The sequence below is a fragment of the Desulfovibrio sp. JY genome, assembly GCA_021730285.1.
Classification (GTDB): domain Bacteria; phylum Desulfobacterota; class Desulfovibrionia; order Desulfovibrionales; family Desulfovibrionaceae; genus Solidesulfovibrio.
Genome location: CP082962.1, coordinates 312,737 through 334,210, shown reverse-complemented (window position 1 = coordinate 334,210; position 21,474 = coordinate 312,737). Strand labels below are relative to the sequence as shown.

Sequence of the window (21,474 nt, the reverse complement as noted above, 5' to 3'; positions counted from 1 at the left end):
ACACCTTGGAGTTGCTCCAGGGTCAAGCCCTTATCCGTATCGGAGGAAAAAAGAATGCGCATCGGCGAACTGGCCAGACGCACGGGTTGCCGGCCGGATACGGTCCGGTACTATGAGAAGGAAGGGCTGTTGCCGGCGCCGGAACGCTCGGACGGCAACTACCGGCTCTACGACGCCACCCACCTCGCCCGGCTGGCCTTTATCCGCAACTGCCGGGCGCTGGAAATGAATCTCGACGAAATTCGGGCCCTGCTCGCCCTCACGGACGGAGCTTGCCCGGACTGCGGCGAGGTCAACACGCTGCTCGACACGCACATTGGCCACATCACCGAGCGCATCACCCGGCTCCAGGCCCTCCAGACGCAACTGCGCGCCCTGCGCCTGCGCTGTACCGGGGCCACGCCCATCGACCAATGCGGCATCATCCGCGAATTGACGGACCCGGCCGGCCCGTCGGTGTGAAACGCAAGGCAATGGCGTCGTTACGGTTGCGAATTGTGGGTTCGGCCGGACCGTGGCGGCCGTGATGGCCGGTCGCGCCGCACCTACCCCCCTTGCCATTTTCCAAATCGGACCAATAATGCACTATGCTCCCTTGCCCTGTCCGTTATCCCGGCAGGCGCGGGGCGACGCGAGGAGGTGTCCATGTTGCGAATGGCGGTCGGACACGGCAAGTGCCTGGATGGGGACTGCGCCGCCCGGAGCGCGGTGGAGCCCTGCCGGCGGGGGCTTGGCGGGGCGGCCCCGGTCGGGCTGCTTTTATTTACCGGGGTCGGCTACGACCACGGCGCGATTTTGCGCGTGATCGAGGAGGCCTTTCCGGGTGTGCCCCTTGTCGGCACGACCTCGGCCGGGGAGATGTCCTCCATCGGCGGCATCAGCGACGATTCGGTGCTGCTCGTGGCCTTTGGCGGCGACGGCATCGGCTGCTCCGTGGGCCTTGTCCGCGACTTCGCCGGCCCGGATGTCGATACGGCGGCCCAGGCCCGCGACGCCCTGAAAGCGGCCCGGAAAGGCATCGCCGCGCCTGCCTCCCTGTGCCTGACGTTCCCGGACGGCGGCCGGGGCGGCGTCCAGGCCTTCGGCCAGGCCCTGGATGCGGCCCTTGGTCCGGATTGCATGGTCCTTGGCGGCATCTCCGCCCGGCAACTCGCCGACCGGCGGCCCGTGCGCCAGTTTTTCGGCCGCGAGGTGCTCATCCATGCCGCGCCGTTCATGCTCCTGACCGGCGATATTCCCTCGGCCATGCGCCTGTCGCGGGGCTGGCGACCCGTGGGCGGCCTGTCGCGCGTGACCGGGGTTTCGGGGAGCGTCGTCAGCCGTATCGGCGACGGCACGGCCCTGGATTTCTACCGCCGCTACCTCGGCCCCCATGCCGAACCGGCCACGGAGCTGCCCCTGGCCGTGGCCTGCGAGGTGAAAAAGGATTTTTACCTGCGCGCGCCGGGGTTTTACAGCGAGGACGACGGCAGCATCCAGTTCGCGGCCGGCGTGCCCGAAGGGGCCATGGTCCAACTGGCCGAGGCCGACCGACCCGGCATGCTCGCCGACATCCGCGCCAGGAGCCGGGAACTGGCCGAAGAAGCCAGGGGCACGTTCACGCCGGCCGGCGCACTGCTCCTTTCCTGCTCCACCCGCAAGGACATCCTCGGCACCAGGGCCGACGAGGAAGTTTCCCAGATGGTCGCCGCGTTGCCGCCGGGCACGCCCGTGGCCGGGTTCTACTGCTTCGGGGAACTCGGCCCCTCGGCCAGGGACCTGCCCCTGCACCTGCACAACGGGTCCCTCGTGAGCCTCGTGCTTGGCGGCGAGGTCGTGACGCCCCGTCTTGCGCCCCTGGAGGCCAAGGATCTCTGCCCCACCGGCGAGGCCGAATCCCTGCGCCGGGAAATCCGCTCCCTGACCCGGGCCCTGGAACGCGCCAACGGCTCCCGGGAACGCCTCGAAGCCCAAAAAGACCGCTCCCAGGCGCTCATGCGGGCCATCAACCAGGAAATCAACGAGGCGCGCCTGGAAATCCAGCGCAAAAACGAACTGCTGCGTCAGGCCCTGGCCCTGGCCGAGGAAGTGCAGCGAAACCTCCTGCCCCAGGCCGCGCCGGGACTGCCCGGTTTCGATATCGCCGGCACCAGCCTCTACAGCGATGAAACCGGCGGCGACTACTACGACTTCATCCACGAACCCAACGAACAAAATGGCAGCTTCGGCGTCATCATCGGCGACGTCACCGGACACGGCATCGCCGCCGCCCTGCTCATGACCACCGCCCGGGCCTTTCTGCGCATGCGCTCCTTCCAGCCCGGCTCCCTGGCCGCCGTCATCGACGACGTCAACAAGCTCCTGTGCGCCGATCTGGCCGATTCCGGCCGGTTCATGACGCTTTTCTACCTCGCCATCGATATCGAGAAAAAACGCATCCACTGGGTGCGCGCCGGACACGACCCCATCATCCTCTACGACGCCGAAACCGGCCTCGTGCAGGATATCCCCGACAAGGGCGGCCCGCCGCTGGGCATCGTCACCGAAGCCCGCTACGCCGAAAACAGCGCCGCGGGCATGAAGCCCGGCCAGGTGGCGCTGCTCGCCACCGACGGCCTCTGGGAAGCCCGCAATCCCGCCGGCGAAATGTTCGGCAAGGACCGCGTGCGCGAACTGCTCAAACAGCACCACGGAGCCCCGGCCGCCGAAATCGTCGACGCCGTTCTGGCCGGGTTGCGCGCCTTTCTCGGCGAGGCCCAGCCCGAAGACGACGTCACCCTCGTCGCCATCAAGGTGCTGCCCGACGAGCAGGCGTCGTCGTCGTAGCCGGGGCGCTGCCCCGGACCCCGCCCGGGGAGGCGCGGCCTCCCCGGAGCCCCTTCGCCGGGCGCTGCCCGGACCCGCCGGGAGGCGAGCGCGCCCCCCGGACCCCCCATCCGGTGTGCTTTGGCGAGCGGGAGCGGGGTTGGCTGGCGGGTAGGCGGAGTGTGAGAAGATGGCGGCGGAATTTGTCGGGACGGTGCATGTCGCTTCGCGACAAGCTCGTCCCAAGCAAATTCCGCCGCCACCACGCCGGTCGCCCCGTTGGGGCGACATTTAGAACAATCACATCTTCTTAAAATGCGGCGCTTCGCCGCTGGCGTGGTTGTTGCCGCAATCGCGTCCGGCGTCGAGGCGCGAAGCGCCTCGTGTCGCCGGGCCGATTGCGGCAACAAGAAAGACACCACCGACCGCACCGACTCGCACTCCCGCCGCATCATCCCAACCCGGTAAAAGGGGGTCCGGGGGACATCAAGTCCCCCGGCGGGTCCAGGGCGGAGCCCTGGCGGGGTCGCAGGGGCAGCGCCCCTGCCTCTCCTCCCTTTCCTGCCTCCCTGTCCCTGTTGCCTAAACGCCGCGTACGAATGCCCCGGGCGTGATGCCGAAGGCTTCGCGAAAGGCGGCGATGAAGGCGGAGGTGGAGTCGTAGCCGCATTCGATGGCGGTGGTGGTGACGGATTTGCCGGATTCGAGCAGCGACAGCGAGGCGAGCAGTCGCGCCCGGCGTCGCCAATTGCCGAAGGTCAGCCCGGTTTGGCCGAGGAAGAGGCGTCCGAGGGTGCGTTCGGTCATGCCGGCGGATTTGGCGAAGGCGCTGGCGGTGCGGCTGTCGTCGGGGCTGTCGGTGAGGGCTTGGCAGATGTTGGTCAGGCGTGGGTCCTTGGGCCAGGGCAGGCTGAAGTCGGCGACGGGGAGGCTGGCGAGCTGGTCGAGGAGCACGGCCACGAGCCGGCCGTCTGGGCCGTGTTCGTCGTAGAGCACGGGCAGGGCGCAGACGGCGAGGATGAGTTCGCGGGCCAGCGGCGTGACGGAGAGCACGAGGCATTGCAGCGGGCGGAAGATGTCCTGGTCCCAGCCGATGTAGAGGCCGCGCATTTCGGAGCGGCGCGATGCGGCGACTTCGTGGGCCATGCCGGGCGGCACCCAGACGGCGCGTTGGGGCGGGGCGACGTGGCTGCCGGTTTCGGTGCGCACGAGGAGCACGCCTTCGCCGGCGAAGGAGAGCTGGCCGAAGGGGTGGGCGTGGGCCCGGGACACGGACCCGGCGGGCAGGGTTTCGCTGCGCGGGTAGACGGGCCGGGGCAGGGTTTGGAGGGTGGGGGCGATACGTTCCGTGGTCATGTCTGTTTCCAGCTATATATTGTCTTTCTAGCGCGAGACGGCGCGTCTGTCCATGCTTAGGTTTTGGTCAACGCGGGCCATGAGGGCACGCGCCGATTTGAGCATTGGAGGAAGACGGCCGTATGGGCCGGGGAGACGGACATGGTTGGGAAGATACTCGAGAAAATGGCCAAGGATTGGTTTTTGGCGGGCATGGTGCTGGCGGTGGCGCTGGCCACGGTTTTTCCGGAATTCGGGTCGATCGGTGGGGCCATGCATGCGGAGCAGGTGTCCAATTGGGGCATCTTCATGATCTTTTTGCTGCATGGCCTGGCGCTTTCCACGGAGCATCTGCGCCGGGGCATGTCACGCTGGAAGCTGCATCTGTTGGTGCAGGCCATGACCTTTGTGGCGTTTCCGATTTTGTATTTCCCGTTTCGGGCGCTTTTCGGCGGGTTGATGCCGCCGGGGCTGTTGCTTGGATTCCTGTATCTGTGCGCCCTGCCCTCGACGGTGTCCTCGTCGGTGGCCATGACGGCCATTGCCAGGGGCAACGTGCCGGCGGCGATATTCAACGCCACGTTGTCGAGCCTGCTCGGCATCGTGCTGACGCCTTCCATCGTGGAGCTGATCGAGGGCGTGCAGGGGGTCGGCGGGCTGTCGTTCGGCCATGCCGTGGTCAACATCTCGCTGATGCTGCTTTTGCCTTTCGTCCTGGGCCAGGTGTTGCGTCCTTTTTTTGGCAAGCTGGCCTCGCGGCACAAGAAGTTCATCAACACCTTCGACAAGCTGGTGATTGTGGTCCTTGTGTACGGAACCTTTTGCGACTCGGTCAAATCCGGCTTGTGGACGCATACCGGCCTTGAGGTGCTGGTGGTGACCCTTGGCGGCGCGGCGCTTCTTCTGGCCCTGGCCTTGTTCCTGTCGAGCTGGATCGGCAAGCGGATGGGGATGCCGGTGGAAGATCGGATCACGGCGGTTTTTTGCGGCTCGAAGAAGACCCTGGCTTCGGGCGTGCCCATGGCGCGGCTTATTTTCGGCGCCAATCCGGCCCTGGGCCTGATCGTGCTGCCGATCATGTTCTACCATCCGCTCCAGCTGTTCGTGTGCTCCCTGCTGGCTTCGCGCTATGCCCGTCGCGATACGGTCTCCGCGTCGCCGGTCGCGGATTTGATGCCCGGCGTGCCGGCCGTGGAAGCGGTGCGCGTGCGTTCCTGATTTGCCCCCCAACCCTCGGTTGCCGCGTCCCTGGTCCCTTACTGGAAGTCCATGACCAGGGGCGCGGCTTGTTTTGCCGGCGCGCCGTCGCGCTCGATGGGCACCGGTGGCGGGCAAGCCGTTCCCTGGGGGATGGACAGCACCCGGCCGACGGTCAGGTTTTTCGGGTCGAGTCCGGGGTTGGCCCGGGACAGGTCGCCCAGGGGGATGCCGAAGCGATCGGCGATGGCGGCGGGAAAATCGCCGGGCACGACCACGTAGCGCACGCCGAGGGGTTCCTCGTCGGGCAGGGCGGTGGGATCCGGTTTGGCCTCCTGGTCGGGCGTTTGCGGGGCGTCCTCGGCGGGCCGGGGCACGAGGATCACGTCGCCGACCTTGATGCGGCAGGGATCGAGGCCCTTGTTGTGGGTCATGACGGTGGCAAGGGGCACGTGGTAGATTTTGGCGATGCGGGCGGGCGTGTCGCCCGGTCGAGCGACATGGGCGATGTCCGCTGCCCAAACGCCCGAGCAGGCCAGAAGGACGCAGCCGAGGGAAAGCAGCGCGAGCCGGGTCATGGCATTCCTCCCGGTTGCAGTGATATGTAACACCAGCCTGGCAGTTAAGGCCAGACCTAGCAGCCCGGTCGGGATTTGACAATCCGGCCGCGCTTTGGGATAGCCCTGGCGTGCCTTTCCACAGCGATCCGGAGGTGACGCCATGAAATTTCGCACCCTTGTCGCGCCCGTGCTGTTTGTCTGTCTGGCCGGAGGGCTTTCCGGCTGCGGCGTCTTGAAGATGTCTTCCTCGTCGGAACCGTCCAAGGATCTGGTCGCTTCCGGCAACGCGGCCTACGATCACAAGGATTACGCCGCCGCCTGTCGCGACCTGTCCCAGGCCGGCGCCGCCGCCGGGCCGACGGGCCTCAGCCGCGCCGGCGACGCCTGCCTGCGTGACGGCCGGCGCAAGGCCGTGGCCGCCTTTGAAGCGGCGACAGCCGCCGCTCCGGGCGACGCATCGGCCATGGAGGGCCTCGGCATGGCCGCCTTGGCCGATGGCGACCTTTCCCGGGCCAGGGACATGCTGCAGGCGGCGGCCAAGGCCGGGGGCAAGGACCCGCGCGCCGCCCTGGCCCTTGGCGACGCCGAGCTGTTATCCGGCCAGTGCGACAAGGCCCTTGCCGCCTATAGGGAGGCGCTGGCCCGCGAGGCGTCCTTTGCCCCGGCCAAATCCCGCCTCCAGTCGGTCCGGCTGGTCTGCGGCGCGCGCAAGGCTCCCGCTGCGGTGGCCGCGCCGGCCGCGTCCAGGTCCGCCGCGCCGGCTCCTTCCGAGCTTTCGCCCGCGTCCGGGCCGTCGGCCGGTCCCGCCAAGGAGCCGGGCAAGGCCAAGGCCGCGCCCAAGGTCATCGACTTAAACGATATCTGATACGCGTTGGAGATGTCGGAGACGGTCCCGCCACGTGCTTTCGGTGGCGGGACCGTCGCGTCAGGATGACAGCAGGCCCGGGCGGAGGGGCGCGTCGTCGGCGGGAAGGCCGTCGCCCTGGTCCGACCGGCCCGTCGGCAGGTCCACCACGAAGACCGTGCCGTGGGGCCGACGATCCTCGGCCCGGATGATGCCGCCGTAGCGTTCGACGATCTGCTTGCAGATGGCGAGCCCGAGCCCGGTGCCTTTCTTGGTCTGGGCGGTGGTGTCGCCCTGGCGGGTCTGGTAGAATTTATCGAAAATCCGCTCCCGCTCCTGGGCCGGAATGCCCGGGCCGGTGTCGGCCACGCTGAATTGCATCCGGTCGTTGGACACCATCCTGGCCGAGAGCGTGACCTCGCCCTCACCGGTATGGCGGGCGGCGTTGGTGAGCAGGTTGACCAGCACCTGCATGAGCCGGTCCGGGTCCAGGCGCAGCCGGGGCAGGGCTCCCGGGATATCCACCACCAGGGCCAGCCGCTCGTTTTGTTCGTACTCGCCGCCCACGGCGGCCACGGCCGAGCGGATCACGTCGGCCGGGTCGGTATCCTGGTCGTTCCAGTTGAGCCGGCCGGATTCGATCTTGGACAGGTCGAGGAAATCGTTGACGAGCCGGGTCAGGCGCGCGCCCTCGGTCTCGATGATGGCCAGATTGTCGGCGATGCGATTTCCTTTGCGCCGCAGCTTGTCGCTGACTTCGGAAAAAGGCATGAAATCCTTGATGAAGTCCCGCCGCGTCAGCTTGGCGAAGCCGAGGACCGAGGTCAGCGGCGTGCGCAGGTCGTGGGTGACGGTGGCCAGAAAGCCGGATTTGAGGGCGTCGAGTTCCCGCAGGCGGGCGTTGGCCTCGGCGAGTTCCTCGGCCTGCCGGGCCAGGGTGTCGGTGCGCTCGGCCACCCGGCGCTCCAGGTCGCGGTTGAGGGATTTGAGCCGGGAGAGCGCCATGTTGCGGTCCGTGACGTCGTTGCACAACGTCAGCATAAGCGGCGGGCACCCCGGCAGATTGAGCGGCGCGCTGGTGGCGGCGAAAAACCGGCCGTCAAGCGGGCTCTGGATCTCCATGCTCACGGCCTGTCCCTTGGCGACCTCCTGGCGCGGGCACCAGGGGCAGGGCTTCTCCCGGCCGTGCAGGGCGACGTGGCAGGGCATGTCCACGGGATCGCAGCCCGCGCGCCGCGACAGGGGCGCGTTGGCGAATACCACGCGGGAGGCGGCGTCGCAGGCCAGGATGATGCCCGGAAAGGCGGCCAGGAAAGCGGTATGCCAGGCCTCGTGCTTGCCGGTTGCCAGGGTTTCCTCGTTGTGCTCGTCCAGGATGTCGAGCACCGCAAGGAGGCCCCGGGCGTCGAGCCCCGGCAGGTGGCGCAGGCCAAGGCCTTCGGGCGGGCAAGCCCCGGCCGGGGCCAGAAAGACCACGTGCCCGGGCAGGCCGTCCAGGCGGGCCAGCAGCCGGGCGGGGACGTCCGACGTTTCCGCCGCCGTCAGGGCGACCACGGCCACGTCGGGCAGGGTGTCCAGGGGAAGGGACAAGGCGGCGGCCCAGGATAGCGCGGCCGCGCGGCGATGGGCGTCGCAAAGCCCGGCCGAAAGCTCCCGGGGATCGGGTTCCGGGCTCCCGGCGACAAACAGCCGGCCGCCGGTCATGGCCGGACTCCGGGGCATGGCGCGTGGGACAGGATGGGGCGCGGCCCGCCGCTTCCCGGCGTATATCCGAAATGTCGTACTGCGATCACGGCAATCGACTCCCTCCGGCGGCCACGAAGCATGCGCGACCGGATAGTCAGGACTGCAAAAAACATGATAGCATATCCGGTTGCGAGGCACAACGTGTCCGCGCTCCCCTCCACCGGGGGGGCTTCCCAAAAAGGGCCGGGAAGGGTAGGGCGCTTTTCCTTTGCCTGATGGAGGAGTTTCATGTCCGCATCGACCTTGTTCCCGCTCATAAAGCGCCTGGTCAAACGCCTCGGCGTACGCCATGCCGGCCGTACCGCCGTGGCGGCCGTGGTTACGCAACTCGTGGTCACGGTGCTCAACCTCCCCCAGGGCTATTGGGCGGTCATCACGGCGGTCATCGTCATGCAGGCCAACATCGGCGGCTCGATCCGGGCGGCCTGGGCCCGCCTGCTCGGCACCGGGGTGGGCGCGGTCATGGGCATCGTGGCCGTCCATGTCGGCGGCTCGAGTTGGCCGGCGCTGGGCATGGCGGTTTTCGCCACCCTGATGGTGTGCACGGCCGTGCCGTTTTTGCGCGAGAGTTCCCGGGTCGGCGGCATCACGGCGGTCATCGTCCTTCTGGCCGGCCATGGCGACGTGTCCGCCCTGACCCTTGGGTTGGACCGTTTTTTCGAGATAGCGGTCGGCATTATCACGGCCCTGGCCGTTTCCCTGTCGTTTTTCCCTTCCCGGGCCCGCAAGGCGGTGTCCTTCGGGCTGGCCAAGATTTTTCAGGACGAGGCCGCGTTTTTCAGCCTGGTGCTGGAGGGGCTGGTGCGGGACGTCTACAACGACCGGCAGGCCTTCGCGCTCAAGGACCGCATTGTGCGCACCTTGGCCCGTTGCCGGGATCTGCGCCGGGAGGCCAATCTGGAAGGCCGGGGTGGTGAGGCCGCGGCCGCCCAGCTTCTGCTGCTTTTCCGCGCCGAGCATCTGTTCGAGCATATCCTGGCCATGGACCACATCGCCTCCGAATGGCACGGCCAGGGGCTGCAAAGCCAGCTGACCGGGGAACTGGCCGGGCTGCGCCAGTCCGTGGGCGCGGTGCTCTCCGGCCTGGCCGCGCATTTGCGCGGGGACGGCGCGCTTCCCGGCCTGGCCGAATTGGAGACGTCCGTGGCCGGGGCGCGGGAAAAACTGTCGGCCATGCGCCGGGAGCGGGCTCCGGCGGCCTACGGCCTAAGCGAAGTCATGCACTTTTTCAGCTTCATGCACGGCATGCTGGCCTGCGCCGCCGAGACGGGCGAGATCGTGGGCCGGCTGCGCACCCTGGAGCAGGAATAGGGCCGCATTGCCCAGCGGGCGCGGTGCTGCTACCGTGCCTGCGGTCGCAACGCCCATTCGGATCGGAGGCTCGAAAGCATCCATGCAGGCTTGGCAATTGCTGGCCGCCGCCCGCAGTGTCCGCCTTCGCGGCCACGCTCCCGCAACCGAGGCCACAGCCGGCGGCTATCGTTCGGCTTTTCGCGGCGCAGGCCTGGAATTCGAGGAATTTCGGGAATACGCCCCGGGCGATGACGCCGCGTCCATCGACTGGAAGGTCACGGCCCGCCTGGGCCGCCCCTTTGTGAAGCGCTACCGGGAGGAACGCGCCCGCACGGTCATGCTGGCCGTGGACGCGAGCCCTTCCATGCGTGTGGCCGCGGGCGGTTCCTCCCCGTTTTTTACCGCCGCCCTGGCCGCCGTCACCCTGGCCGTCAGCGCCGCCGACAGCCGCGACCGGGTGGGGCTGGTCATCTTTTCCGACCGGGTGGAGGCCTTCGTGCCGCCGGGCAAGGGACGGGGACAGCCCCATGCCGTGGCCGCCGCCCTGGCCGAGGCCGCTCCGGTCGGCGCGCGCACCGATCCCCGGCCGGCCCTGGACCTGCTTGCCGCCGTCATGCGCCGCCGTTGCCTGCTGTTCGTTTTTTCCGACTGTCTCGGCGCGACGTTTGCCCCTGTGCTGGGGCCGTTCGCCGCCCGCCACGAAGTCACGCTCGGGCTTTTGCGCGGGAGGGAGGCGGCCGCGTTGCCGCCCTACGGTCTGGTGCATCTGACCGATGTGGAAACCGGCCGGCGCGCGGTCCTCGACTGCGGCAAGGCCCGGGTCCGGGAGCGGTATGCGCGCGCCGCCGGGGAGCGCGATGCCGCGTTGCGCGCCGCCCTTACCGCCGCCGGCGTCGGCGTGCTGGAGCTTGCCGTGGGGGACGCGCCAGGGCCGGCCCTGGACGCCTATTTCCGCCACCGGGCGCGCCCCGGAGCCCTTCGGGCATAAGAGGTCCAGCCGCCATGGACGACATTCGCGACATCAAGGGGCCGGTTGCGCTCCCGGGCGGCCTGTCCGGCCTGGGCCTGGCCGCGACCCTTGGCCTTTTGGCCCTTTTGGCGCTGGCCATGTGGCGCTGGCGGCGGGAACGCTGCCTGCCCGACCGTCGCGCCCTGGCCGGGATACGCGCCGGGCTTGCCGCGCTGGCGACCGAGGCGGCCGGCCTGGACGACCGGGACTATTACTACCGGCTGGCCGAACTGGCCCGTCGCGCCCTGGTCGTGCGGTTTTCCTTTCCCGCCACGGCCATGACCACGGCCGAAATCATCCCGCATCTGGCCGCCTTGCCCGAGGCCGAACGTACGGCCCTGGCCGCGCTTTTGGCGCGGGCCGACGGGGCGCGCTACGCCGGTCGGGAGGTCGCGGGCGCGGACCGGCGCGGCGACGCCCTGGTCGTGGCCTGGCTGGCCGGGAGGCGCGGGGCATGCTGACCCTGGCCCGGCCCGAGGCGCTGGCGCTCGCCGCTCTTCTTCCCCTGGCCCTTGTCCCCCGTCTTGTGTCGCGGCGCGGCTCCCTTGGCGTGGCCGATGTCGGTCCGGCCCTGGCCGCCGGCAGACCGCCGCTTACGGCCGCATTCCCCATGGCCTGCCGCCTGCTGGCCTTGGCCGGCGTGATTGTGGCCCTGGCCGGACCGCGGCTTGTGACCGAGACGTCGGTCTACCGGGGGCGCGGGGTGGACATCATGCTGGCGGTCGATCTGTCGGAATCCATGGCCGCGCTGGACATGCCGCTTCCCGACCGCACGGTCAGCCGGCTCGAGGCCGTGGCCCAGGCGGCCGCCCGCTTTGCCGCTGACCGGCCCGGGGACCGCATCGGCCTGGTCGCCTTCGGCTCGCGGGCCTATGTCGTGCTGCCCCCCACCGACGACCGGGCCGCGCTCACCCAGGCCCTTTCCCGGCTGTCCGTCGGCGCGGCCGGCCGGCGCACGGCCATGGGCGATGCCGTGGGCTTGGCCGTCAAACAGCTGGCCGGCGCGCCGGGGCTGGCCAAACTGGTGGTGGTTTTCGGCGACGGCCTGTCCAACGCCGGGGAAGTGCGCCCGGCCGATGCCGCCAGAGCGGCCGCCGCGCGCGGTATTCCGATCTTCGCCGTGGGGGTCGGCGGCAACGGCCCGGCCCCGTTTCTGGTCAACCATCCCCTGCTCGGTCAGGAGATCGTGCGCGAAAACGCCGCCGTGGACACCGCCGCCTTGACCGAGCTGGCCACGCTCTCGGGCGGGGCGTTTTTCCGGGCCGAGGACGCACCCGCCCTGGCCCAGGCGGTCGCCGCCGTGTCCAAGCGGACGGCCAGCGACATGAAGCCCGTGCCCACGGCCGAAAAGACGCCGTTTGCCCCCCTGGCAGCGGCCTTGGCCATCTGCCTGCTCACCCTTTCCTGCGGCCTGTCCGCGACGCGTTTTTTGAGGCTGCCATGACGTTTGCCAGACCGGAATTTCTGGCGCTTTTGGCCGCCGTGCCGGTATGCGCGTCTTTCCTGTGGCTGGCCGGAGCCAGACGCCGCGCCCTGGCCGCCTTTTTCCCGGGCGTTTCCCGGCATGGCCGGCTTCGCCGGGTCAAGGCCGTTCTCTTTCTGGCCGGGTTGGCCCTGTTGGCCCTTGGCGCGGCCGGACCGCAAGCGGGGCATGTCGCCGCTTCTGTCGTGCCGCCGGCTCCGTTGCGGCTGATGGTCGCCGTGGACTGCTCGCGCAGCATGCTGGCCCGCGACGTGGCCCCGGATCGCCTGTCCGCGGCCAAGGAGCTCGTGCGCGCGGTATTGGCCAAACTGCCCCATGTGGCCGCCGGGGTGGTCGGGTTTTCGGGCCGGGCCTGGCTGGCCTGTCCGGTCACGGCCGACCGGCCGGCCCTGGCCCTTTTCCTCGACGCCCTGTCCCCGGCCGAGGCCCCGCTCGGCGGCACTTCGGTCGCCGCCGCCCTGGAAGCCTGCCGTCTGGCCCTGGCCGGAGCCGGGTCCGGGGCCATCCTGCTCCTTTCCGATGGCGAGGACACCGTGCCGGTGCGCGATGCGGCCGGCTCGCGGCCGGGGGATCCGCCCGTTTTCACCGTGGCCGTGGGCGGGGCCACGCCGGTTGCCGTGCCGCTGCCTCCCGAAGCGGGCGGCGGCGTGCTGCGCGACGGGGAGGGCGGGCCGGTGCTGGTCGGGGTGGACGCGGCCGGCCTGGCCCGGTTGGCCCGGGACGCGGGGGGACGCTCTTTTCGCTTGGCCCCGGATGCGCCCTCGCCGGCCGAGGGAATCGCCGCCGCCCTGGCCGCCCTGGCTGCTCCCAGGGGGCATGCGGACTCGACCGTGGACGCTCCGGCGGACCGGTCGGCGTTGTGCTACGCGGCCGGGCTGGCGCTGTTGCTGCTCGACCTGCTCCTGGTGCCGGTCGGCAAGGGCCTGCCCGTTGCCATTCTGGCCCTGGCCGCCCTGGGGGCGACGGCGCTCCCGGCCCGGGCCGGCGATCCGGCCGGCAAGGACGTTTCGCGCGGCATCGCGGCCTTTGCGGCCGACGACGCGGCCACGGCCCTGCAAGCCTTTCTGGCCGCCCGGGTCTGGCGGCCGGACAGCCCGGAGATTCTCTACGACATCGGCACGGCCTATTACCGCCTGGGCCGCTTCGACGAAGCCGGCCGGATGTTCGCCCGGGCGGCGGTCGCCGCTTCCCCGGCGCTTCGGGCTCGGGCACTGTATAATCAGGGCAACGCCGTCTGCCGTCAGGGCGACGCCGACGGCGCGGCCAGGCTCTACGCCGCGTCCCTGGCCCTTGTCCCCGCCGACGCCGACGCCAGGGCCAACCTGGACCGCGTGCGCGCCGGCAACGATGCCTGCCGCGAGGCCGACAAGGACGCCGGGAGATCCGGCTCCAAGTCCGGCCCGACGCCGGACGCGGCCGCCGGCGGTGAGGGCAGGGCCGAGGCCCCGGGCAAGGCTCCGGCTCCGGTGGGTGACGACGACGGCAGCGGCAAGCGGGACGGCCCGGACGGGCAGGCCTCCGCCGATGCGCCGCCTTCGGCCGGGAGAGGCGGCCCGGCGAACGTGCCGGTTGCCGGCGCGGTCGGTCAAAAGGCTGGGGAAAAACAGGCCCGTTCGGCCGGCAAGGTCGGGGACCCGATCCTCGACCGCGTGCCCGACCTGACCGGGCTGCCAACGCCGCCGCTGTACGGCCGCCCGAGCGTGGCCAGGGACTGGTGATGCGTCTTTTCGCGCTTTTCCTCACCATACTGCTTTGGGCCGGGAGCCTGGCCCTTGCCGGGCCGCCCGGTCCGGCGGCCATGCCTGTAAGCGAGCCCGTGGCCGAACTCGAGCCCCGGGACATCTATCTGGGCCAGAGCCTGATGCTGCGCGTGTACATCCCGGGCGAGGCCACGGCGGTCATCACCGTGCCCCGGCTGGCCGACTGGACGGTGGTGCCGCGCGGCCGGGTGCATGGCTTGCGCGGACCGGGAACCGGCGATCCGGTCACGGCCTACCGGTTCGAGCTGATCCCGGTGCGGGCCGGCCGGCTGGCCATACCGGCGCTTACCGTGGAATCCGGCGGCCGGATCTCTCGCACCGCGCCCCTGGAGGCCCTCGTGCGCCCGCGCCCCACCCCGCCCAAGGCGCTGGCCGGTCAGGACATCTTTCTCGACGCCACGCTTTCCAAGCCCGATCCCTACGCCGGAGAATTTTTCGTCTACACCCTGCGCCTCTACCGGGCCGTGACGGCCTCGGGCATAAGCCTTGCCGCGCCGCGTTTCCCGGATATGGACGTCACGCCTCTGCCTGGGCAGCGCGACGGCGAGATCGAATTCGCCGGCCGGCGTTATGCCGTGACCGAGGCGGAGTATCTGCTTCTGGCCGCAAGTCCCGGACAGGCGACCATCCCGCCGGCCACGGTCGTCTGCCGGGGCGTGCCGGGCAAGGGCGGGGCGGCCCGCGACGTGACCGTCAAGGGACCGGCCGTCCCCGTGACCGTGCGGCCTCTGCCGGACTATGCCGGCGACGCGCCCTTTACCGGCCTTGTCGGGCGCATGACGCTCGCTTCCCGGCTCGATGCCGGCGCGCCCGGCCGTGAGGCGGTCTATACGCTCACGCTTGCGGGCCGGGGCAATCTGGCCGATGCCCCGCCGCCGCCGGTCGTTCCCCCGCCCGGGGCCACGGCGCGGTTTCTGGAGGCGGCAGGCGGTGGCGATGCCGGCCGGTCGGGCTACGTCGGCCAGCGGACCTTTCGCTACGCCGTCAGCGCCGCGAAACCGGGGGACTACGTCTTCGGTCCGGCCCGGCTGGCCGTGTTCGACCCGGCGAGCGGGCGATACACGGAAATCGAGGCCCCGGTCCGGACCTACCGCGTCCCGGCCGCCGCGTCGGTCCCGGCCGATCCCTCCCTGGCCCCGCCGTTGCGCCATGTGTCTGGAGACAAAGGGAGGCAGGCCGCGCCGTCCTGGCTCTGGCGGCTGGTGTTGGCCCTGCTGCCGCCCCTGGCCTATGCGTTGACGTTTTTGCCGCGCCGGCCGCGTCGGGCCCGGGCGACCTTTTTCGGTTCGCCGTTCGCCCTGGCCGAGGCCTTGCGGGACCGGCTGGCCCGGGAGGCGGGGAAGGGCGGGGAATGCCCGCCGGCGGCCGTGATAGCCCTGCGCCGGCTGGACGCGGTGCTCTACGACGGCCGGCCCGTCTCGGACCGGGAACTCGGGCAGGCCGTGGACGCGGCGGCCAAGGCCCTGGCGGAGCTTGAAGCATGAGGCGGCTCCTTCCCCTCACCGTGGTCGTATGGCTCTTGGCCCTTGGCGCGGCCCTGGCCGCCGGTCCCGGGCGGGAGGCGCTGGACGCGGCCGTGCGGGACTATGCCGCCGGGCGCTACGCCGCCGCCGCCGCATCCTTTGCCGCTGCCGCCACGGCCGAGCCCGGTCTGGTCGACACGGCCTTGTGCCTGGACGCGGCCACGGCCAGCCGGTTTGGCGGCGATCCCGGCCGGGCCGCCTGGTGGCTGTACCGGGCGCGCCGCCTGGACCCGGCCGATGGGGCGGTTGCCGCCGCCCTGGCGGCCGCCGGCCTGGACGTCACGGCCGTGGACGCGCCTCTGGCCCGGTTTGTTTCGGCCCGCCTCCTGTGGCCGTTCGTTTTGGCGGCCAATGCGCTTTTCTGGCTCTCGCTGGCCGGGTCGCGGCTTTTCCGGGCGCGGCGGCCACGCCGGCCGTGTCGGGCTGTCGCCTGTGTCCCCTGGGTTGCCGCGCTCGTGGCCGTGCTGTGGCTGGCGGTCGGCTGGGGGGCGCTGTCGCCGGTTCTTTTCCCGCGCGCCGTGATGCTGCGCGCCGCCCAGGCCGGAAGCGCCCCGGAGCCGGGGGCCGAGACGCTTTTTCCTTTGGCTCCCGGCACGGTCGTCACCCTCGGTCCGTCACGAAACGGTTTTGTACGCGTCGTGACGGAAGGTGGCGGCCCGATTCGGGCGGGCTGGGTCGATCGGAACACAGTTGCCGCATTGCCGCGCTAAGGTGCCCTTTTGCGCGCGTCCCGGGCGGTTGCGAAAAAAAGGCAATGTGCTATCGATCGACAATCTTTCTTCGAAGGCCATACGTATAGGACCTCGTTTCATGAAAGATGCCCTGACCCCTGTGGTCAATACCAGCCTGGACATGCATTTCGGCCGGCTCGCCAAATTGCCGCCGGAACCCGCCGCATATCCGACGCTTGTCGGCGCCGCCTCGCGCCTTGTACGCCATATTTCCAATAATCTCCTGAACAGATCCACGGATGGCGCCATCGACGCCAGCGTGCAGCGCTACATATTCGATCGAAACGCGGCCTTGCCCGTGTGGTTGGTCAACAAGGGGCTGGTTGCCTGCCAGAACAATCGGGCGAAGCTGGAACCAGCCGTGATGCATATTTTGCAAAACGACTTCAATAGAAGGCGTTTTTTTGATTATTTGAGCAGCGAACTTCTGTATCATTGCTGGGCCTGGACAAATGAAGAGGAAAGGAAGCATTGGATTGTCCATTTCGTGGGTGATTCCCGGGAAAACAAGTATTGCATGCATCTCAATAATTATGACTATGTGCTGAAATTCGAAAGCAATATTATTGAGAATTCGCACAACGACCGCGCGGTCCGCGACTGGTACTTTCGTTCCCTAGGAACGGCCACCTTGATGGAATTCGCCAGTCGTCCGGTTTTCGACTTCACCTCCCGGCTGGTGGAAGCGAAATACAAGAAGCCGTTCATCTTGAAGTTGTTTAAAAATATCTTTGACAAGGCTCTCCATGGACCGGCGCTTGGGCGGTTTGGCGTCCTGGTCATCGGCGATATCCCCAAGGCCTTCGGCCTGGAGGAGTACCGCAATGCGGCCATGACGCTGCAACCCCAGGCATTTCCCCCCGATATCGGTGTGCTGGAGCTTTTCCGGGAAATGCTCGAGCGCTTCGACGGCCACTGCCCCGACGGCTGTTGCGAGGCCAGGTTCCGCATGGGCGTGGAGCCTCCCCAGAGTCTGGTCAACCGGATCGCGGCCATGTACTGGCTGCGCAGGACCCTGGAGGCGGCCAAGGCCATCCAGCAGCGAAAGGCCGTGCCCTCCCGCGGGCTTTTGGTCGAGGAGCGCACGGTCCTGGAAAGCGCCTACAAGCAGAAAAGCATCCTCTATTTCCGCCTCATGGACGCTCGCGACAATTCGGCCATAAATCCCTGTTACATCAAGGCGATCAAGGAGGACTCCATGGTTCTCCAGTCGCCAAGCGGCAACAGGCTCAACGAGGCCGCCTGCGGTCAGGAGGTCCACGGCTATTTCGCCATCACCGACCGCAAGCAGAAAAGCACGTACTGCGATTTCGGAACCAACGTCCTTGGGGTGCGGGCGGTGGACGCCAACTACGCCCTGGTGGAGCTGGCCTTTCCGGCCGCGTTCGCGCTGACCCGTCGCACCCACAAGCGGCTGCCGCTCAACCCCAGCCATTTGGCCTCCTTCGAGCTGTCCTCCCCCAACCTCGGCGCGGACTGGAGCGAATTTTCCGCCCTGAAGCACTGGCCCGCCCCGTTTTGCATCATTCCCGACGGCGCATCCCAGTGCCATATCCGGGACCTTTCCGCCGGCGGGCTGATGCTCGAAATCAACGAAGAGGCCCCGGCGTATACCTATTTCGTCGAGGGCAACAAGGACTACCCGCTTTTGGCCTTCCTGCACCTGACCGGGCAGGTCAACCTGCCGGACCTCAAGCTCGGGCTGCGTCTGGAAACCAAGAGCATCCGGGATTTTTCGCAGCTGCACAAAAAATACGTGGGTTTCCAGTTCACCGAGGCCGGCGAGGTGCGCCGAGACAAGCTGGTACGGTTTACAACCGTGGGCAAGGACGGCATCTTCCTCATCAACGACTGGATTTTCCGCAATACCATCGGACACTGATCCGCTTTTCGGAGATTTCCCATGACCATGATCGATCCGGCGCGTCTGGCCGGCGTCGGCGAGGCCGCTTTGGCCTTGCGCGCCCAGATGGCCAAGGTGCTTGTCGGCCGGGCCGGGTTTGTGGACAGGCTCGTTATCGCGCTCTTATGCCGGGGGCATGTGCTGATCGAGGGCGTGCCGGGACTGGCCAAGACCCTGGCGGTCAAGACCCTGGCTGCGGCCGTGCACGGCGAGTTTCGCCGGGTGCAGTTCACGCCGGATCTGCTGCCCGCCGACATCTGCGGCATGGAGGTGTACCAGCCGGCCACGGGCGTGTTTTCCGTGCGCAAGGGGCCGGTCTTCGCCAACATCCTGCTGGCCGACGAGATCAACCGGGCGCCGTCCAAGGTGCAGTCGGCCCTGCTCGAGGCCATGGCCGAGCGGCGGGTGACCATCGGCGGGGAGACGTTTTCCCTGCCCGAGCCGTTTTTCGTCCTGGCCACCCAGAATCCCATCGAGCAGGAGGGGACTTATCCCTTGCCCGAGGCCCAGGTGGACCGGTTTCTTTTCCAGCTCGTGCTCGGCTACCCCTCGGCCGAGGAGGAAAAGGAGATCGTGCGCCGGGGGGGCGGCGACGAGCCGGTCGCGGTCGAGTCGGTGCTGACCGGCGAGCAGGTGCTGGAGCTCGGGGCGCTTGTGGCGGCGGTGCGGCTCGATGCGCGGCTTCTGGATTATATCGTGGCCCTGGTCGGCGCCACGCGCGATCCCGGTGCGGCGGAACTCCCGGGCCTTGCCGGGCTGATCGGCAAGATCGCCTACGGCGCGTCGCCGCGCGCCTCCATCGCCCTGGCGCGCACGGCCCGGGCCATGGCGCTCATAGACGGCCGGGACTACGCCACGCCCGGAGACATCAAGGCGCTGGCCCCGGACGTCCTGCGCCACCGCATCCTGCTCACCTACGAGGCCCAGGCAGAAGGCCTCACCCCCGACGCCGTCGTCCAGACGCTTTTGGAACATGTCCCGGTGCCATAGGGGGAGGGAAGAGTGGAAGAGTGGAAGAGTGTGCGAGAGGGGGACCCTTTTTGAAAAAAGGGTCCCCCTCTCGCGCTCTCCCCTCCCAAAAACTTTCAATGGTTACGTATGATTGAACGTAATAATAGCGTAACCGTTAAAGTTTTTTGAAAGGGGGTCCGGGGGGAAACTTTTTTTCAAAAAAGTTTCCCCCCGGATATCATCCCCAAAATCTTTTTAAAATAATGCCTTGTCCTCGCTTTTATCCACTTGCGGCGGTTCGGAGGCGACGTTTCGGGCGCTTTTCGGCGCGGAGGCGAATCCCGGTCCCCGGGCGCTTGGCGGCAGGAACTTGATGGATGCGAGCAGCGCCTTTTCGGCCTTGGGATCGTAGGCGGCCGGTGAAAAGTCGGCCACGCGCTGGCGCACGCGTTCGAGCTGTTCCGGGGTGAGCCGCCTTGTCAGCGACGCCTTGGCCTTGGCGGCCCGGATGAGCAGCGCGTCGCCGCCCGGATCGCGACTGGCCAGGGTCAGCCAGAAGAGCGCGCTTTCGAAATCGCGCGGCACCACCCGCCCGTCGTAATAAAACGTCGCCAGCATGGCCTGGGCCTGGGGGAATCCCTGACCGGCGGCCAGGCGATACCAGCGAAAAGCCTCCTGGGGATCGGCTGTCGTGCCCCGGCCCGTCAGTTCCATGGTGGCCACGTTGCACCGCGCGTGGGGATCGCCCTGGTCCGCCGCCTCGCGCATGAGGGTCAGCGCCTTGGCGTCGTCGGCCGGACCGCCCTTGCCCGTCAGGTACATGAGCCCCAGGTTGAACTGGGCCCGCGAATCGCCGGCCTTGGCCGCCATGGCGTACCATTTGCGGGCGGCGCTGAAATCCGGCGGCCCGGCCAGGCCTTTGGAGAGCAGCGACCCCAGGGCGAATCCGGCCTCGGCATCGCCGGCTCCGGCCGCCTCGCGGTAGAAATCCATGGCCTTGGCCAGATTGGCGGCGCTGGGGAATTCTTCTTCGGACAGGGCGGCCAGCAGCGTCTTGGCCTCGGGCAGACCGGCCGCCGCCGCCAGCCGGCACCAGCGAAACGCCTCGGCCGGATTGCCGGCCACGCCTTCCTGGGCCAGATGGAGCAGGGCCATGGCGTACATGGCCTCGGGATCGCCGGTCCAGGCCGCCTGGGACAGCAGCCGCGTGCCCGTGGCCGCGTCCCCGGGCAGCCGGCCGCGCAGCATGCCGAGCCCGAGCAGTGTGGCCGCGCCGGCATCGCCGGACTTGGCCGCCTTGTCACAAAATTTCACGGCCCGCCCGGCGTCGCGCCGTTCCTTGTCGCCGGCGGCGAAAAGCCGGCAGAGCCGGCCGGCCGCCGCGTCGTCCGCCTCCCCGGCCTTGTCGTAGAGGGAAAGCGCCCGGTCCGGGTCGCGGAAAACGCCGAGCCCGGCATAATACATGTCGGCCAGACGCAGCATGGCCGGCACGTAGCCCGCGTCGGCCGCTTTGGAAAAAAGTCGTGCCGCTTCCAGGGGATAGGCGGTCACGCCCTGGCCGGACAGATAGGCCAGCCCCAGGGCGTAGGCCGCGGGAGCGTCGCCGGCGTCGGCCGCCCGCCGCCGCAGATCGGCCGCCTTGCCCAGGTCCTTGGGCACGCCCCGGCCGGCCGCGTACAGGTCGGCCAGACGGCCGATGGCCGCCGCGTCCCCGGCTTCGCCGGCCGCCTGGAAATACCGGGCCGCCGCCGCCGCGTCGCCGCGCGCGTCCCCGGCTTCGGAGAGCGCGACAAGGGCCTGGCCCAGGTCCATGGCCGCCTGCCGGTCGCCCTTGGCCGCGGCCTGACGCAGCAGCGTAAGCGCCTTGTCGGTATCGGCGGGCGCGCCTCGGCCGGCAAGCAGCATCTCGCCGAGTCTGGCCATGCCGGCCGGATTGCCACGATCGGCTGCCCGGCGATACCAGCCCACCGCCGCCGCGTTCTCGCCCTTTGCGCGCGACAGGTCGCCGGCCTTGACCATGCCCGGCACCAGGTTCTTTTTCGCCGCCGCCGTAAAAAGCGCCAAGGCCCGGGGCAGGTCCCGGGGCGCGTCCCGGCCGGATTCGAGCAACAGCCCCAGCCGGTAGGAAGAGGGGGCCGAGCCCCGCGCCGCCGCTTTTTCGAGCAGCGGCAGCGCCTCTTTGCCCTTGCCCTGGTCGTACAGCCGCGCGCCGCGCTCGGGCGTGCCGCAGCACACCGCGATAAGCCCGAACGCGCCCAAAAGGATCAGGCCGCAAAAAATCGCGCCGGCAATGCGGCGGCGTTTAGCGATGTTTGGGGCGTGTGTGGGCATGGCGGCAAATTTATAAAAGAGAGC

17 protein-coding genes are annotated in these 21,474 nt (G+C 69.0%); 13 read left to right on the top strand and 4 right to left on the bottom strand.

All coding sequences use genetic code 11. The features are described 5' to 3' along the window. Positions 1-54 precede the first annotated feature (54 nt). Together cadR and K9F62_01365 are read left to right on the top strand one after the other, a co-directional pair. The gene (gene cadR, locus K9F62_01370; protein UJX41377.1) at positions 55-462 is read left to right on the top strand and encodes a Cd(II)/Pb(II)-responsive transcriptional regulator; all 408 of its coding nucleotides are present in this window, start codon (positions 55-57) and stop codon (positions 460-462) included. Positions 463-645: 183 nt separating this feature from the next. Further along, positions 646-2,805, top strand: coding sequence for a SpoIIE family protein phosphatase (locus tag K9F62_01365; protein ID UJX41376.1), 2,160 nt, complete (start codon positions 646-648; stop codon positions 2,803-2,805). A 561-nt stretch (positions 2,806-3,366) separates the two neighbouring features. On the opposite strand, the gene K9F62_01360 is transcribed toward K9F62_01365, so the two are convergent. Then, positions 3,367-4,140, bottom strand: coding sequence for a helix-turn-helix transcriptional regulator (locus K9F62_01360; GenBank protein UJX41375.1), 774 nt, complete (start codon positions 4,138-4,140; stop codon positions 3,367-3,369). A gap of 141 nt (positions 4,141-4,281) precedes the next feature. Between K9F62_01360 and K9F62_01355 the strand changes: the two genes are divergently transcribed. Beyond that, entirely contained in the window at positions 4,282-5,337 is a 1,056-nt protein-coding gene (locus K9F62_01355) for a bile acid:sodium symporter (protein ID UJX41374.1), read from the top strand. 38 nt (positions 5,338-5,375) lie between these two features. On the opposite strand, the gene K9F62_01350 is transcribed toward K9F62_01355, so the two are convergent. After that, a complete protein-coding gene (locus tag K9F62_01350; protein UJX41373.1) occupies positions 5,376-5,894 on the bottom strand; it encodes a LysM peptidoglycan-binding domain-containing protein in 519 nt (172 codons plus the stop codon). Between the two features lie 142 nt (positions 5,895-6,036). On the opposite strand from K9F62_01350, the gene K9F62_01345 reads away from it, so the two are divergent. Continuing rightward, entirely contained in the window at positions 6,037-6,741 is a 705-nt protein-coding gene (locus tag K9F62_01345; GenBank protein ID UJX41372.1) for a tetratricopeptide repeat protein, read from the top strand. Positions 6,742-6,801: 60 nt separating this feature from the next. Here the strand turns inward: K9F62_01345 and K9F62_01340 are convergent, their stop codons facing one another. Beyond that, positions 6,802-8,424: a two-component sensor histidine kinase gene (locus K9F62_01340; protein ID UJX41371.1), complete on the bottom strand. Its 1,623-nt coding sequence runs from the start codon at positions 8,422-8,424 to the stop codon at positions 6,802-6,804. A 270-nt stretch (positions 8,425-8,694) separates the two neighbouring features. On the opposite strand from K9F62_01340, the gene K9F62_01335 reads away from it, so the two are divergent. From K9F62_01335 to K9F62_01295, 9 genes are all read left to right on the top strand, one after another. Further along, entirely contained in the window at positions 8,695-9,777 is a 1,083-nt protein-coding gene (locus tag K9F62_01335; GenBank protein UJX41370.1) for an FUSC family protein, read from the top strand. An 82-nt stretch (positions 9,778-9,859) separates the two neighbouring features. Continuing rightward, positions 9,860-10,747: a DUF58 domain-containing protein gene (locus K9F62_01330; protein UJX41369.1), complete on the top strand. Its 888-nt coding sequence runs from the start codon at positions 9,860-9,862 to the stop codon at positions 10,745-10,747. Between the two features lie 14 nt (positions 10,748-10,761). Then, positions 10,762-11,229, top strand: a complete 468-nt coding sequence (locus K9F62_01325) for a hypothetical protein (GenBank protein ID UJX41368.1) — start codon at positions 10,762-10,764, stop codon at positions 11,227-11,229. Continuing rightward, the gene (locus tag K9F62_01320) at positions 11,223-12,212 is read left to right on the top strand and encodes a VWA domain-containing protein (protein UJX41367.1); all 990 of its coding nucleotides are present in this window, start codon (positions 11,223-11,225) and stop codon (positions 12,210-12,212) included. The genes K9F62_01325 and K9F62_01320 overlap by 7 nt, the downstream gene beginning before the upstream one ends. Beyond that, positions 12,209-13,969, top strand: coding sequence for a VWA domain-containing protein (locus tag K9F62_01315; GenBank protein ID UJX41366.1), 1,761 nt, complete (start codon positions 12,209-12,211; stop codon positions 13,967-13,969). Before K9F62_01320 ends, K9F62_01315 begins: the two co-directional genes overlap by 4 nt. Then, on the top strand, positions 13,969-15,495 hold the full coding sequence (locus tag K9F62_01310) for a BatD family protein (protein UJX41365.1): 1,527 nt from the start codon (positions 13,969-13,971) through the stop codon (positions 15,493-15,495). Before K9F62_01315 ends, K9F62_01310 begins: the two co-directional genes overlap by 1 nt. Further along, positions 15,492-16,244 (top strand): hypothetical protein, encoded by a 753-nt coding sequence (locus K9F62_01305; protein UJX41364.1) that lies wholly within the window; start codon positions 15,492-15,494, stop codon positions 16,242-16,244. The genes K9F62_01310 and K9F62_01305 overlap by 4 nt, the downstream gene beginning before the upstream one ends. A 100-nt stretch (positions 16,245-16,344) precedes the next feature. Beyond that, the gene (locus tag K9F62_01300; protein UJX41363.1) at positions 16,345-18,147 is read left to right on the top strand and encodes a PilZ domain-containing protein; all 1,803 of its coding nucleotides are present in this window, start codon (positions 16,345-16,347) and stop codon (positions 18,145-18,147) included. A gap of 21 nt (positions 18,148-18,168) precedes the next feature. Continuing rightward, positions 18,169-19,158, top strand: a complete 990-nt coding sequence (locus K9F62_01295; GenBank protein UJX41362.1) for a MoxR family ATPase — start codon at positions 18,169-18,171, stop codon at positions 19,156-19,158. A 216-nt stretch (positions 19,159-19,374) separates the two neighbouring features. On the opposite strand, the gene K9F62_01290 is transcribed toward K9F62_01295, so the two are convergent. Then, positions 19,375-21,450 (bottom strand): SEL1-like repeat protein, encoded by a 2,076-nt coding sequence (locus K9F62_01290; protein ID UJX41361.1) that lies wholly within the window; start codon positions 21,448-21,450, stop codon positions 19,375-19,377. Between the last annotated feature and the right edge of the window lie 24 nt (positions 21,451-21,474).

What these genes read in the sequence shown, in the direction of transcription:
- cadR (UJX41377.1), top strand. Translation starts at nt 55, where the DNA reads ATGCGCATCGGCGAACTGGCCAGACGCACGGGTTGCCGGCCGGATACG.
- K9F62_01365 (UJX41376.1), top strand. Translation starts at nt 646, where the DNA reads ATGTTGCGAATGGCGGTCGGACACGGCAAGTGCCTGGATGGGGACTGC.
- K9F62_01360 (UJX41375.1), bottom strand. Translation starts at nt 4,140, where the DNA reads ATGACCACGGAACGTATCGCCCCCACCCTCCAAACCCTGCCCCGGCCC.
- K9F62_01355 (UJX41374.1), top strand. Translation starts at nt 4,282, where the DNA reads ATGGTTGGGAAGATACTCGAGAAAATGGCCAAGGATTGGTTTTTGGCG.
- K9F62_01350 (UJX41373.1), bottom strand. Translation starts at nt 5,894, where the DNA reads ATGACCCGGCTCGCGCTGCTTTCCCTCGGCTGCGTCCTTCTGGCCTGC.
- K9F62_01345 (UJX41372.1), top strand. Translation starts at nt 6,037, where the DNA reads ATGAAATTTCGCACCCTTGTCGCGCCCGTGCTGTTTGTCTGTCTGGCC.
- K9F62_01340 (UJX41371.1), bottom strand. Translation starts at nt 8,424, where the DNA reads ATGACCGGCGGCCGGCTGTTTGTCGCCGGGAGCCCGGAACCCGATCCC.
- K9F62_01335 (UJX41370.1), top strand. Translation starts at nt 8,695, where the DNA reads ATGTCCGCATCGACCTTGTTCCCGCTCATAAAGCGCCTGGTCAAACGC.
- K9F62_01330 (UJX41369.1), top strand. Translation starts at nt 9,860, where the DNA reads ATGCAGGCTTGGCAATTGCTGGCCGCCGCCCGCAGTGTCCGCCTTCGC.
- K9F62_01325 (UJX41368.1), top strand. Translation starts at nt 10,762, where the DNA reads ATGGACGACATTCGCGACATCAAGGGGCCGGTTGCGCTCCCGGGCGGC.
- K9F62_01320 (UJX41367.1), top strand. Translation starts at nt 11,223, where the DNA reads ATGCTGACCCTGGCCCGGCCCGAGGCGCTGGCGCTCGCCGCTCTTCTT.
- K9F62_01315 (UJX41366.1), top strand. Translation starts at nt 12,209, where the DNA reads ATGACGTTTGCCAGACCGGAATTTCTGGCGCTTTTGGCCGCCGTGCCG.
- K9F62_01310 (UJX41365.1), top strand. Translation starts at nt 13,969, where the DNA reads ATGCGTCTTTTCGCGCTTTTCCTCACCATACTGCTTTGGGCCGGGAGC.
- K9F62_01305 (UJX41364.1), top strand. Translation starts at nt 15,492, where the DNA reads ATGAGGCGGCTCCTTCCCCTCACCGTGGTCGTATGGCTCTTGGCCCTT.
- K9F62_01300 (UJX41363.1), top strand. Translation starts at nt 16,345, where the DNA reads ATGAAAGATGCCCTGACCCCTGTGGTCAATACCAGCCTGGACATGCAT.
- K9F62_01295 (UJX41362.1), top strand. Translation starts at nt 18,169, where the DNA reads ATGACCATGATCGATCCGGCGCGTCTGGCCGGCGTCGGCGAGGCCGCT.
- K9F62_01290 (UJX41361.1), bottom strand. Translation starts at nt 21,450, where the DNA reads ATGCCCACACACGCCCCAAACATCGCTAAACGCCGCCGCATTGCCGGC.